General features: G+C 69.2%; 15 protein-coding genes and 2 pseudogenes. 16 read left to right on the forward strand and 1 reads right to left on the reverse strand.

Translation table 11 applies throughout. The annotated features are described in order from the left end of the window. Positions 1 to 117: pseudogene (locus FV227_RS25455) on the forward strand (IS5/IS1182 family transposase); the annotation flags it as partial. A gap of 6 nt (positions 118 to 123) precedes the next feature. Here FV227_RS25455 and FV227_RS25460 read toward each other — a convergent pair. Beyond that, positions 124 to 2079, reverse strand: coding sequence for an AI-2E family transporter (locus tag FV227_RS25460; protein ID WP_147860196.1), 1956 nt, complete (start codon positions 2077 to 2079; stop codon positions 124 to 126). 327 nt (positions 2080 to 2406) lie between these two features. On the opposite strand from FV227_RS25460, the pseudogene FV227_RS25465 reads away from it, so the two are divergent. The 15 genes and pseudogenes from FV227_RS25465 to FV227_RS25530 form a co-directional block, all read left to right on the forward strand. After that, a pseudogene (locus tag FV227_RS25465) lies at positions 2407 to 3837 on the forward strand (helix-turn-helix transcriptional regulator); the annotation flags it as partial. Between the two features lie 103 nt (positions 3838 to 3940). Continuing rightward, positions 3941 to 4102, forward strand: coding sequence for a hypothetical protein (locus FV227_RS29320; RefSeq protein WP_187274953.1), 162 nt, complete (start codon positions 3941 to 3943; stop codon positions 4100 to 4102). Between the two features lie 256 nt (positions 4103 to 4358). Beyond that, entirely contained in the window at positions 4359 to 4619 is a 261-nt protein-coding gene (locus tag FV227_RS25470) for a GlsB/YeaQ/YmgE family stress response membrane protein (protein ID WP_092045733.1), read from the forward strand. Between the two features lie 73 nt (positions 4620 to 4692). Next, positions 4693 to 5652 (forward strand): PhnA-like protein, encoded by a 960-nt coding sequence (locus FV227_RS25475; protein WP_147860198.1) that lies wholly within the window; start codon positions 4693 to 4695, stop codon positions 5650 to 5652. Positions 5653 to 5654: 2 nt separating this feature from the next. After that, positions 5655 to 6152, forward strand: coding sequence for a YsnF/AvaK domain-containing protein (locus FV227_RS25480; RefSeq protein WP_147729282.1), 498 nt, complete (start codon positions 5655 to 5657; stop codon positions 6150 to 6152). Then, on the forward strand, positions 6149 to 7036 hold the full coding sequence (locus tag FV227_RS25485; RefSeq protein WP_147860199.1) for a YsnF/AvaK domain-containing protein: 888 nt from the start codon (positions 6149 to 6151) through the stop codon (positions 7034 to 7036). Before FV227_RS25480 ends, FV227_RS25485 begins: the two co-directional genes overlap by 4 nt. 75 nt (positions 7037 to 7111) lie before the next feature. Further along, positions 7112 to 7402, forward strand: a complete 291-nt coding sequence (locus FV227_RS25490; protein ID WP_246686578.1) for a hypothetical protein — start codon at positions 7112 to 7114, stop codon at positions 7400 to 7402. A gap of 37 nt (positions 7403 to 7439) precedes the next feature. After that, positions 7440 to 8000 (forward strand): cupin domain-containing protein, encoded by a 561-nt coding sequence (locus FV227_RS25495; RefSeq protein WP_147729284.1) that lies wholly within the window; start codon positions 7440 to 7442, stop codon positions 7998 to 8000. A gap of 53 nt (positions 8001 to 8053) precedes the next feature. Then, the gene (locus tag FV227_RS25500; protein ID WP_147729285.1) at positions 8054 to 8500 is read left to right on the forward strand and encodes a YidB family protein; all 447 of its coding nucleotides are present in this window, start codon (positions 8054 to 8056) and stop codon (positions 8498 to 8500) included. 82 nt (positions 8501 to 8582) lie between these two features. After that, entirely contained in the window at positions 8583 to 8945 is a 363-nt protein-coding gene (locus FV227_RS25505; RefSeq protein WP_147729134.1) for a CsbD family protein, read from the forward strand. A 44-nt stretch (positions 8946 to 8989) separates the two neighbouring features. Continuing rightward, entirely contained in the window at positions 8990 to 9439 is a 450-nt protein-coding gene (locus tag FV227_RS25510; protein WP_147729133.1) for a hypothetical protein, read from the forward strand. Further along, entirely contained in the window at positions 9436 to 9843 is a 408-nt protein-coding gene (locus tag FV227_RS25515) for a phage holin family protein (RefSeq protein ID WP_147729132.1), read from the forward strand. The genes FV227_RS25510 and FV227_RS25515 overlap by 4 nt, the downstream gene beginning before the upstream one ends. Continuing rightward, positions 9840 to 10190: a DUF3618 domain-containing protein gene (locus tag FV227_RS25520; protein ID WP_147729131.1), complete on the forward strand. Its 351-nt coding sequence runs from the start codon at positions 9840 to 9842 to the stop codon at positions 10188 to 10190. Before FV227_RS25515 ends, FV227_RS25520 begins: the two co-directional genes overlap by 4 nt. A gap of 75 nt (positions 10191 to 10265) precedes the next feature. After that, positions 10266 to 10577, forward strand: a complete 312-nt coding sequence (locus FV227_RS25525) for a hypothetical protein (protein WP_147729130.1) — start codon at positions 10266 to 10268, stop codon at positions 10575 to 10577. Positions 10578 to 10867: 290 nt separating this feature from the next. Then, positions 10868 to 12125 (forward strand): MHYT domain-containing protein (locus FV227_RS25530; RefSeq protein WP_147729129.1); only part of this gene is annotated, 1258 nt, incomplete at its 3' end.

The raw sequence follows: 12125 nt of genomic DNA on the forward strand, positions 1-12125 counted from the left end.
CGCCTCTGGGCCAGGCTCAAAGAGTGGCGCGCCATCGCCACCCGCTACGAGAAGACTGCCGTCAGCTTCATGGGCGTCCTCTCCCTCGCAGCCGCCCTCGATTGGCTCAAGCGATGACACGCCCTAGGCGACCGCCCTCTCCTCTCCCAAGCCGCCCGCAGCCTTAAGGCATGCCTCGACCGCCCCGCGCAGCGACGAGACGTAATCGTCGGCCCCGACCTCCTTGCCGGCTGCCGCGTCCCCTAGCACGCGCTCGTCCTCGGGCCACAGGCCGACGAGCACCCGAACGCCGGGGGCACGTCGCCTCAGCCGCTCCATGAGGTAGCGCAGGTGCGCCGGGTTGCCGGTGATGTCGAGGTAGGAGATGCACACCATCGCCACCCCCGTAACATCGAGATCGCGTACCCGGTCGCGCGAGACGTCGCCGTGGGGCACCACCCGCGCGCCGAGGCCGTGCTTGCGCAGCAACTGCGCGAGCATCGCCGAGGAGGCCTCGTCGAGGGGGCCGCGTCCGGCGACGCACAGCACCGGCGTCTCGCCCCGCCACGCCTCGGGCAATCCTTCGCGGGTCGCCGCCTGGCCTGGCACCGCCTCGGCCTCGAAGTGGGTCCGCTCGGCCAGCGTCGGCGTCTCGTTCGGATTGACGGCCTTGCCGTCACCCTTGGGCTCGACGTCCTCATGGTCCTCGAAGTCCTCGACGAGGGAACGGGAGGACGCCCGGATGTTCTCCAGCTGCGCCGGCGTGACCACGCCACGGGCATAGTCGTTGGCGGCGAGCTGAAGACCCTTCAATGCGACCTCGTCGTAATACGACGATAGGGAGCGTTCCTTCAGCATGGCCTCGCCGAGGTCGCGTGCCTCGTCCGGGTCGCCGGCGAGCATGCGCTGGTAGAAGTTCTCGACCGGGGTCAGCGGCGGCCGGTCGCCGAGCAGGATGTCGAGGAACTCAAGGCTGTCGACATGGCGGCCGAGCACGACGAGGCACACCGTGAACGGCGTCGCCAGGATCAGGCCGATGGGGCCCCATAGGAAACCCCAGAACAGGGTCGAGACGATCACCGCAAACGGCGAGAGCCCGGTGGAGTGGCCGTAAAGCAGCGGTTCGATCACCTGCCCGAAAATCGGCTCGGCGATCAGGAACAGGGCCGCGGCGGCGATGACCATCGACCAGCCCGGATCGACCGCGGCGGCCAGCGCCACCGGTAGGATGCCTGAGATGAAGGCGCCGATGTAGGGCACGAAGCGCATCAGCGCCGAGAACACCCCCCATAGGAGGGGGTTGGGCACGCCGATGAACCAAAGGCCGACACCGACGATGACGCCGAACGCGGCGTTCATGCCGAGCTGGGCGAGGAAGTAGGTGCCGAGGCGACCGGCGGCGTCGTCCATGGCGACGGTCGTGCGGTGCAGGTCGCTCGATCCGAACAGGCGGATCATGCGGTTGCGCAGGTCCTCGCGCTGCAGGAGCAGGAACACCACGACGACCAGCACGATGCCGACCGTGGTCAGCGGCTCGAAGATCGGACCGAGCACCTTCTCGGCGAGTGCGAGGGGGGAGATCTCCGGGTCCTGGACGCGGACCAACTGCGCCTTGGGCGTATCGCCTGCGGCCCCCGTCGCGGCCGTGGTTCCCGACGCATCCGCCTTCTGCGTCGCGTCGTGGACCTCGTGGCTGAACTTCTGGATGACCTTGTTGGCCTCGCCGAGCCAGCCCTGCTGCAGCCCCGCGAACTTCTTCGAGACCGTGGCCTGGTACTGCGGGAGGTTGCCGGCGAGCCCCGCCACCTGCGTGCCGATGAGCGCACCGATGCCACCGATGACGCCGAGCGCCAGCAAGACGGCGACGATAACGGACGGGACACGCCCGAGCTTGATCCGCCGCAACAGATTCACAACCGGCGCCAGCACGAAGCTCAGGAGGACTGCCAGAACGAGGGGGATGAACACCTCGCGGCCGAAGTACAGTGCCGCAATCAAGACCACGCCGACGGCCAGCGTCAGCAGGCCGCGCAGGCCCGGCACCAGTGGTGGCGGCACCTGGGCGGCCGGACGCAGTGCTACGGCATCATCGTTCGGCATACGCCATCCCTCGGCACGCCTGTTCCGTACGGCGCACCGCCCGATAACGTCGCCCGGAGCAATTGGTCCCGGGAATCCCGTATCCCTTGCGGGCGATCGTCTGGTGCCTGGGTGGGGACACCTCCCATCCGGCGTGTTACGCTCCCGACCTTGGCCCGACGTCGTCGTACGCGAGGTCATCCCCGGGGGGCGATCATGAAGGCCAAGGCCACCCCATCGGCATCGTCGCGTAAGGTCCGACGCCCGCCCGCCCGCGATCCCGAACCGTCGACGGTACGGACGGAGGGCGGCCACGGCCGTGAGCAGGGACCGGTCGCCACCGACGCCAACCGCTCCGAGCTCCGTCAACTCGTCGCCGGGATAAGCGAGGGCGTGATCCTCGTCGAACCCGACCAGCGCATCGCCTGGGCCAACGACGCGGCCCTGGCGATGCACGGCGTCGCGAGCCTCGACGACCTAGGTTCCACGGTGGACGTCTACCGGGCGCGCTTCAGCCTGCGCTACCGCAACAACCAGGCGCCCGGTCGCTATCCCATCGAACGCGTCGTCGACGGCGAGACCTTCCGGGACGTGGTCGTCGAGGTCCGGCATGCCGACCGTCCGGGCGTCGACTTTGTCCATTCCCTGCGCAGCCTCGTCGTCACCGACGCCGGGGGCCGCCCGACCTTCCTGGCGCTGATCATCAAGGACATCTCGGCGCAGTTCGAGGCCGAGGAGCGCTTCGAGAGCGCGTTCAACGCTAACCCGGCTCCAGCCGTGATCGTACGCCTGTCCGACCTGCGCCTGGTCCGCGTGAACGCCGGGTTCCTGGAGATCACCGGATACGCCCGCGACAAGGTCGTCGGTCGCAGCGTGTACGAGGTCGACCTCCTTGCCGAGGCGCACGGCCGCGAGAAGGCGCTCGACCATCTTAATGCGGGGGAGCCGATCCCGCACCGAGAGGCATTCCTGAAGCGACCCGACGGCGGGACCCATGCGGTCATCGTCGCGGGCCAGCCCATCGAGATGGGCGACGTCGCCTGCATGCTGTTCACCTTCGCCGATCTCGAACCGCGCCGCACGGCGGAGACCGCGCTGCGCCACAGCGAGGAGCGCTTCGCCAAGGCGTTCAGGCTCACCCCGGTCCCGACCGTGCTGACCCGGGCGTGCGACCACACCGTGACCGCCGTCAACGAGGCTTTCGTCCGGGTGTTCGGGCGCGGCGAGAAGGAGACCATGGGGCGGACGGTTGCGGAAACCGGGCTTTGGGTCGACGACGCCGCGCGCGAACGCTTCGACTTGACCCTGGCGAGCGAAGGGTCGGCGCTCGGCGTCGAGACCTGCGTGCGCGACGGAAGCGGTGCGTCCCTCGACTGCCTGGTCTCGGCCGAGCGCATCGTCATCAACGGCGAGGATGCAATCCTGGCGGTCCTGCAGGACATCACCGAACGCAAGCGATCCGAGCGCGAGCTGTACTCGGCCATCGAGACGGTGATGACCGACGCCTCCTGGTTCAGCCGCGGCCTGGTCGAGAAGCTCGCGGTCCTGCGCAATCCCGGCGAGGCAGGGAAGTCCGCGATGCCGGACCTCACTGCCCGCGAGCGTCAGGTGCTCGACCTGATCTGCCGGGGGGACAGCGACAAGGCCATCGGCCAGGCGCTGAGCCTGTCCGGCAGCACGGTGCGCAACCACGCCGCCGCGCTCTACCGCAAGATCGGCGTCAACCGCCGCACCCAGGCCGTTGGCTGGGGGCGCGACCACGGCTTCCCGGCGGCCTGACCAGTACATAAAACACTCGGACCGGTACGTTTCGACGATTTGTTCAAGCCTGCACACACGCCATCTTACCCAACGACGCACCAGGGCGTCGATTGGGGACCGAATGGCTGAGGAACCCAACCCGACGCTCGAACAGGTCAAAGCCTCGGTGCGGGACGCGCTGAGGAAGCTTACCGGAGACCCGGGACCTGACCCCGAGGTCGAACCGCCGAAAGAGAAGAACAAAGCCGTAAAAGGCCCAAAGCCAAGACCAACCGACGACTGAACTGCCCGCAATTCATTTCGCCGTAACCGAAGTCCGGGTCAGGGGTGTTCCGGACGAACAATGTTAATCGGCGGAACATTGAGGTCCCGAGGCGCTTGTCGCGTATCGGGACCGTCTGCCGAACGGGCGACGACCGGCCGGTTCGACGACGTGCAACCGTCGTTGCCGTGGTCGCGACGCCAGAGAGAAGCCCAAACCTGAAAATGTCCCCGCGTGGCCTCGGCACCGCCCGACCCCGCATGCCCGGAGACCACCCATGTCCCTCCTCGCCTGGATCGTGCTCGGCCTGATCGCCGGCTTCATCGGCAGCAAGATCGTCAACAACACCGGCCAGGGGCTCGTCGTCGATATCCTGCTCGGCGTCGTCGGCGCCGTCGTCGGCGGCTTCCTGTTCAACCAGTTCGGCCAGCCCGGCGTCTCCGGGGTGAACCTCTACAGCCTGCTCGTCGCCGTCGTCGGCGCGGTGGTGGTGCTGTGGCTCTACCACGCCCTGATGGGCCGCCGACGGGTGCTCTGACCCGGCATACCCCGCTTCCGCCGACCCTCGGCCGAAGACCGACCCGACCACTCCCGACGAAAGAGTTTCCACGATGGCGTTAGCTCCCGATACCACCCGTCCGGCCTACGACCGCGACCTACCGACCACCAGCCTCGCCACCCCGGCCGAGGACATGCGCACGATGGCGCTGCACTCCGTCTCCTGGGGCGCGGTCATCGCCGGCGCGGTGATCGCGCTCGTCGCCCAGGTCATCCTCAACATGGTCGGTCTCGGCATCGGGCTGTCGACCGTCGACCCGGCGGGCAACGGCACCCCGACCGCAGGCAGCCTGTCGTCGGGCGCCGGGATCTGGTTCGTGATCTCCGGCATCCTTGCCGCCACCGCCGGCGGCTGGCTCGCCGGACGCCTCTCGGGCAAGCCTGCCAACACCACCACCGCTTACCACGGGCTGCTCGCCTGGGCAGTCTCGACGCTCGTCGTCGTCTACCTGCTGTCCTCGGCGGTCGGCGGCCTCGTCAGCGGCGCGTCGAGCGCGGTGTCGAGCACGGTGGGCGGCGCCGGCAACCTGATCGGCGGCTCGGTGAAGACCGCCGCGCAGGCCGCGGCCCCCTCGCTCCCCGGCATGGACAACCCGTTCTCGAACATCGAGAGCAAGGTTCGCAACGGCACCGGCAACGATCCGGAGGCCCTGAAGAACGCCGCCGTCAGCGCGATGCGCGCTGCAGTGACCGGTGACGCCACCCAGCAGAAGGACGCGCAGGAGAAGGCGGCCCAGGCCTTGGCCAAGGCGCAGAACATTCCGGTCGAGCAGGCCCGGACCCAGGTCGCGGACTACACCAAGCAGTTCAACGACACCGTCGCCCAGACCAAGGAGCAGGCCAAGCAAGCGGCCGACACCGCCGCACGCGTCGGCTCGCAGGGCGCGCTCTACGGTGCCCTGGCGCTGGTCCTCGGCGCGCTGGCTGCCTTCTTCGCCGGTCGCGGAGCCGCCGTCGATCCGGTGCTCACCCGCACCGCCGTCGCCGCCACGACGACCCAGCGTCGGGTCTGACGGTGAGCGACCCCTCCGCCATCGAGCCGCGTCTCCTTGGGACGCAGGACAAGCACGCGGCGGAGGTCGCCGTCGGCGAGAGCGTAACGCTCCCGCTGATCGCCGAGACCGCCCGCATTGACAAGCGGGCGGTGGAGACCGGACGGGTGCGGGTCTCCACCCGCACCGAGACCACGGACCAGATCCTGCGCGAGACCCTGCGTAGCGACATGGTCGGGGTCACCAGGGTGCCGATCAACCGGACCTTGGCCGAGGGCGAGACGCCCCCGGTGGTCCGCGAGGAGAACGGGGTGACCATCATCCCCGTCCTGGAAGAGATCCTCGTCGTCGAGAAGCGCCTCGTCCTGCGGGAGGAGGTGCATGTCCGCCGGACCACGGCGGGCGAGGACGTCGAGATGCCGGTGACGCTGCGCAGGCAGCAAGCCGTGATCGAACGCGTGTCCCCCGAGGGGCACGTCACGGCCCTGTCCCCCACGCCTTCATCGGAGATCGAACCATGACCCAGACCATCACCGCTATGTACGACACCTACCCGGAGGCGACCGCCGCCAAGGCGAAGCTCGTCGCCCTCGGCATCCCCGAGGTCGGCGTCCGGATCCTGTCCGGCAACGAGGCCGGCACAGCCGACACGACGACGCACGAGGAAGGCATGTGGGGCTCGCTGAAGGAGTTCTTCATGCCGGAGGAGGATCGCCACCTCCACGCCGAGGGCCTGCACCGCGGCGGTACCATGCTGACCGCGACCGTCGAGGACGGATACGCCGAGCAGACCTACGACATCCTTGAGGAGCACGGCTCGGTCGACATGGACGAGCGCGAGGCCTCCTGGCGCAAGGACGGCTGGAGCGGGCAGGCCGCCGGGGCCCCGGTGATGGCCGCCACCACCGCGGCCTCGACAAGGACCACCGGCCTGCATGCGGCTGGATCCACCGAGTCCGTCGCCGCCCCAGGCACGGCCCAGGGGACCGAGTACATCCCGGTGGTCGAGGAACGCCTCAACGTCGGTAAGCGCATGGTCGACAGCGGCCGGGTGCGGGTGCGCTCCTACGCCGTCGAGACTGCGGTGAGCGAGAACGTCACCCTGCGGGACGAGACCGTGCATGTCGACCGGCGCGTGGTCGACCGTGCGGTGACCCCGGGCGACATGGCCCTGTTCGAGGACAAGGTCATCGAGGCGACCGAGATGCGCGAGCAGGCGGTGGTCTCGAAGGAAGCCCACGTCGTCGGGGAGGTCGGCATCCGCAAGGAGGCGTCCGACCGCGTCGAGACCGTGACCGACAAGGTGCGCCACACCGAGGTCGAGGTCACCGACGAGCGCGGGACGGTGAGCCGGACCGGCACCGCCGGCACCGCCACCGGGACCGTCCCGCACAAGCCGCTCTAAGCCTCGACCAGGGGGCGGCCTCCGGCCGTCCCCGCCCCGCTTCGACGCATGCACCCGTCATCGGAGGCAACCGACATGGCCCCGTTTCGCATCCTCGGCCTGGCGGCCCTCCTCGCCCTGCCGAACGTGACCGCGCAGGCCCGCGATCTCGGCGTCTCCGAGGAGGCTCTGCGGTCTGCCTGCACCGGCGATTACCTCCGGCTCTGCGCAGGCATCGATCCGAACGGCGACCGCGTCGAGGCCTGTTTCCGGGCCAAGATGGCGAAGGTCTCGCCCGGGTGCCGTTCGGCCATCGCCTTGTACCGGGTGCGGGAGACCACGACCGAGCGCCGGGCACAACAGGCCGAGGATCGCCGCCCCCGATGACGAACGCACACCCAGAACCCGGAATGAACCACACCCGATGACGATAGGTAACGACGGTTCGCTGGTCGCCGTGGCAGACGGAATCGCAATCTCCGGGATCAAGCTCCCGGGGGCGACCCCGGAGGGCATCGAGGCCCAGCTGCTCAACGTCGACGCCTCGCGCGGGGTGGTCGCCACCATCATCCACATCAAGCCGGGAGCCGAGATCCCGGCACACTTCCACAGGAACGGAGCAGAAGCCCATTACGTGCTGGAGGGTGACCTCGTGGACGCGGGTCGCAGCCTCGGGCCCGGGACGTACCTGACGCACGCGGCCGGCGTCGTGCACGGCCCCCATGCCTCGGTCCACGGCTGCAAGGTGCTGACCATCCAGGCCACCGAGGTCGGCTCGCAGGGCTACGACTTCAACCTCGCGGAGCCCGACGCGTGGGTCGACGGGCCGGCAGAGCCTCCCGCGCAATCCCCGACGGACCCGATGCCGGAGCGTGGGACAACGCCCCCCGACATGACCCTGGAAGAGGTTGCGACCGACGACCGTCCGGAGACGCAGAAGCTCGGACCGACCGACGACAACCCGACCAACCCGACGACCGGCTAAGGCACCGCCACTCAGCCGCGGTGAACGGCATACACGACCACAGGAGACACGCGATGAGTGACGGCTTTCCCTCCATGACCGCCTTGCTCGGCCTGCTCGCCGTGGCCGGGTTCCAGAACAAGGACAAGATCGCCGAGATGCTGAAGGGAGCGACCGACGCCACACCTTCCGGTGCGGCGCATGGCCAACCAGGCCTCGGGGGTATTCTGGGTAACCTCGGCGGCACGGGTGCCGGCGGGCTCCTCGGTGGGGGCCTGAGCCAGTTGATCGAGCACTTCCGCGGCAACGGTCACGGCGAGGCCGCCGATACCTGGGTCCGGCAGGGCCGGAACACCGAGATCCCGGCCGAACACCTGCATTCTGCCATTGGTCCCGACCTGCTCGCCACCCTGATAAAGCAGACCGGGCTCTCCGGCGACGAGCTTCTTTCCAGGCTGTCTCGGGTGCTTCCCTCGGCGGTCGACCGCTACACCCCCGACGGCAGGCTGCCGGCGCACTGACGCCCTCTCAGCCGCTCCGGCCCCCCTTCACCCTGGACCCCCGGCATCCCGCCATCCGGTCCCATGACACAGGAGAAGAACCATGGACGAGAATCGCTTGACCGGCGCCGCAAAGGAATTCGGCGGCAAGGTCCAGGGTGCCGTCGGCGACGTGACCGGCGACCGCGAGACCCAGGCAAAGGGTGCCGCCAACGAAGCCAAGGGCAACGTCGAGAACCTGTACGGGCAGGCAAAGGATGCCGTGCGGGACGTGGCCGACCAGGCTTCCGACCTTGCGCAGGGCGCGCTGAAGCAGGGCCGCGACGCCTTCCCCGACGCCGAGCGCGCCTATCGCCAGGGCGCCGACACGGTGACGAGCTACGCCAAGGAGTCCCCCCTGATGATGGCCGCGATGGCCGGCGCGCTCGGCTACCTCCTCGCGATGGTCGTCCACGGCCGCCGCTAGGCCCGGCGCCCAGTTGAAACGTCCCGCAGGTTAGGAGAAGCATCATGACCGATCCCATCCAACCTGCGGGTCCGCCCCCCGGCGCCAACAGCCCGATGCAGGCGGCCAGGTCGCCGGCCGGCTTGGCCGATGCCGTGAGCGACCAAGCCAGCGGCTATGCCGACCGGCGCAAGTCCGAGGCGGCCGGCTTCCTGTCAGAGCTCGCCCGCGCGCTGCGTTCGAGCGGCGGCGAGCTCGACGCCCAGGCTCAGGTGAGACCGTTCGTCTACACGGTCGCCGATAACCTCGATGCGTTCTCGGACCGGGTCGCGCGGCGCGGCTGGCGCGACCTCTATCGCGATGCCGAGGTGGTCGCGCGCGCCAATCCGCTGGCGACGACCCTGGTGGTGGGGGCGCTGGGATACGGCGCCTTCCACGTCCTGCGGTCCGGCAAAAGCGATGTCCGCAAGTCCCGGGTGGCGGAGCCCAAGCAGGCGTGGGGCGGGTATCCGTGAGCGCCGTCCCTCCACCCCAACCGCCCGGCGGGCTGCACGGCCTCCTGGCAGAGGCGCTCCGGGCTGCCAGCGACGTCATCCGGGGCGAGATCGCCCTGTTCCGCCAGGAGATGATCAACAACCTGCGAAGCCTGATCGTCGGCTTGGCGGCGATGACCGGCGCTGCCGCGTTCGCTCTCGTCGGCTTCCTGGTCCTAGTCGACGCCCTAGTGACGTGGCTCGCCACCGTCGTTGGCTCGGAGGCGCTCGCCGCCCTGATCGCCGGCGTCGTCTTCCTCGTCATCGGCATCGTCCTGGCGCTGGCAGCCGAGAGACGGTTCTCGCTCAACTCGCTTATGCCGACCCGGACGGGCCGCCAGCTTCGACAAGACGCTACCGTCATCAAGGAGCACGTGGACGCATGACGAGCGAGGCCGACGCACTGGAGCGCGAGATCGAGGCGAGCCGCGGCCGGCTGGACCGGACATTGGACAATCTCACGCAGCGCCTGACCCCGACCGGCATCGTCGAGGACATGCTCGGTGCCGTCCGTCGCGACGCGACCGGTGCCGGCCTCTACGACGGCGCCCTGGTGGCCGTCCGACGCAACCCGGTGCCGGTGCTCATGATGTGTCTCGGTGCGGTGATGCTGCTCAAGGGCATCCGCCCTCGTAAAGCCGCCACGTACCAGGCCTTACGCGATCCGGACCGGTTCACCACCCCCGCCATCGCCCCGAACCCGCCGACAACCGTCACGAAGAACTCCGGCTGATGCGCCCGTATGTCGCCGGGGTTCGCCAGCATCGAGCCGACCGACTTCTAGCACCACATCCGGAGGGACCCCTTGATGCCCACCATGCGGACGCTGATCCATTCCGGAAGCAACGACGATCGCTGGTTCCTCTGCCACGGCGACGACCCGGCGGACGTGTTCGTCTTCCACGAGCCGAATGAGCCATCTGGCGACTCGCCGTCCTGCGTCGAGCTTGCCGCCTTCCTAGCATCCGGCTGCGGATTGCCGGAGCATTATGCGCTGATGACGATGATCGGGGCGCTGGTCCAGGCCGGGCATGCCGGCTCGGCCCCACCCGTCCGCGGTTCCGAGGCCACCGCCGCCGGTGCCGAACCGACCCCGGTCGAGGCCGCCTTCTTGATCTGACCCTTAGCCCCCCAAGCTCACGAGACCGCCATGGCCATCGACTACCGTTCGGAAATGCAACGACCCCACCGAGCAGTTGGAGAGGGCCGGGGCCAAGGTCATGCCGGCAGGGGCGGTCAGTCCCGCGGCGGGTGACGGTGGTCCCGACGATGTGCCCGTCCCATCGGGCGACGGCGCATGAACGCCGAACGTCGCGAAGGCCCGGCCGCCCATCGCGTTCACGATTGAGCGATTGCCCCAAGCCCGCTGTCTTTCTGTGAGATGCGCCAGGGACATTCATCGGAACTCTCATGGTCCATACCGGCTACGACCCCGCCCTCGTGGCGCTATCCATCGCCATCGCCTTTTTCGCCTCGTACACAGCGCTCGACCTCGGTGCCCGCGTACGTGGGGCCTCGACCTGCCTGCGCTGGGCCTGGGTCGCCGCGGCCTCCGTGGCGATGGGAGGCGGGATCTGGGCGATGCACTTCGTCGGCATGCTCGCCTTCGAGATGGGCATGCCCGCCGCCTACGACCTCGGCATCACGGTCGCCTCACTGCTGATCGCCATCGTCGCCACTGGCGGGGCCTTCGCCTGGGTTAGCCGCAAGCGGGCCGGCCCTCGCGATGTCCTCGTCGGCGGCCCACTGATGGGCGTCGGGGTCGCCGGGATGCACTATGCCGGGATGGCCGCGATGCGGGTGCCGGGCAACCTGGCATACAGCCTGCCCGTCGTCGCCGCCTCCGTCGCCATCGCAGTCGTCGCGGCGACCGCCGCGCTGTGGCTGACCTTCCGGCAGAACGACGTCTGGCAGAAGCTAGTCGCCGCGGGCGCGATGGGTCTCGCCGTCGCCGGGATGCACTACACCGGCATGGCCGCGGCGACCGTCACAGCGGAGGTTGCCGGGGCGCATGCCGCGCACGCCGGCGGCGTCGGCCTGGGCCAGCAGCACCTCGCCCTGTACGTTGCGGGCGCGACCTTCCTGATCCTGTTCATGGCCATTGTCGCTTCCTCGTTCGACCAGCAGCGGGTGCAACGGCACCTCCATGCCAGCGAGGAACGTTTCCGGGCCGCCGCCGAGGCGGTCGGCGACATCATCTGGACCGCCGACGCGCGGGGCGCCATGACGGGTTCCCAACCGTACTGGCAGGCCTACACCGGTCAGTCCGAGGCCGGGTGCAAGGGGACGGGCTGGGCGGAGGCCGTACACCCAGACGACGTCGAGCCCACCAAGGCGGCATGGCGCGAGGCCGTAGCGGCGAACAGGGGTTACGAGCTCCGGCACCGCGTTCGGAACCGGGACGGCGAGTACCGCCTGTTCGCGGTCAAGGGACGGCCGGTGCGCAATCCGGACGGAACGATCCGCGAGTGGGTCGGCGTACACGCCGACATCACCGAGCGAGAGGCATACGAGGCGGCGCTGGAGGAAGCCCGCGACGCCGCCGAGGAGCACAGCCGGGCGAAGAGCCGGTTCCTGGCAAACATGAGCCACGAGTTGCGCACGCCGCTATCCGCGGTGATCGGCTATTCGGAGATGCTGGAGGAGGAGGCGGAGGAACTCGGCCAGG

Source organism: Methylobacterium sp. WL119 (genome assembly GCF_008039875.1).
GTDB lineage: Bacteria > Pseudomonadota > Alphaproteobacteria > Rhizobiales > Beijerinckiaceae > Methylobacterium.

Excerpts from the sequence above, each read along its gene's own strand:
- FV227_RS25510 (WP_147729133.1), top strand. The coding sequence starts at position 8,990 with ATGACCGATCCCATCCAACCTGCGGGTCCGCCCCCCGGCGCCAACAGC.
- FV227_RS25475 (WP_147860198.1), top strand. The coding sequence starts at position 4,693 with ATGGCGTTAGCTCCCGATACCACCCGTCCGGCCTACGACCGCGACCTA.
- FV227_RS29320 (WP_187274953.1), top strand. The coding sequence starts at position 3,941 with ATGGCTGAGGAACCCAACCCGACGCTCGAACAGGTCAAAGCCTCGGTG.
- FV227_RS25505 (WP_147729134.1), top strand. The coding sequence starts at position 8,583 with ATGGACGAGAATCGCTTGACCGGCGCCGCAAAGGAATTCGGCGGCAAG.
- FV227_RS25525 (WP_147729130.1), top strand. The coding sequence starts at position 10,266 with ATGCCCACCATGCGGACGCTGATCCATTCCGGAAGCAACGACGATCGC.
- FV227_RS25460 (WP_147860196.1), bottom strand. The coding sequence starts at position 2,079 with ATGCCGAACGATGATGCCGTAGCACTGCGTCCGGCCGCCCAGGTGCCG.
- FV227_RS25495 (WP_147729284.1), top strand. The coding sequence starts at position 7,440 with ATGACGATAGGTAACGACGGTTCGCTGGTCGCCGTGGCAGACGGAATC.
- FV227_RS25470 (WP_092045733.1), top strand. The coding sequence starts at position 4,359 with ATGTCCCTCCTCGCCTGGATCGTGCTCGGCCTGATCGCCGGCTTCATC.
- FV227_RS25520 (WP_147729131.1), top strand. The coding sequence starts at position 9,840 with ATGACGAGCGAGGCCGACGCACTGGAGCGCGAGATCGAGGCGAGCCGC.
- FV227_RS25490 (WP_246686578.1), top strand. The coding sequence starts at position 7,112 with ATGGCCCCGTTTCGCATCCTCGGCCTGGCGGCCCTCCTCGCCCTGCCG.
- FV227_RS25485 (WP_147860199.1), top strand. The coding sequence starts at position 6,149 with ATGACCCAGACCATCACCGCTATGTACGACACCTACCCGGAGGCGACC.
- FV227_RS25500 (WP_147729285.1), top strand. The coding sequence starts at position 8,054 with ATGAGTGACGGCTTTCCCTCCATGACCGCCTTGCTCGGCCTGCTCGCC.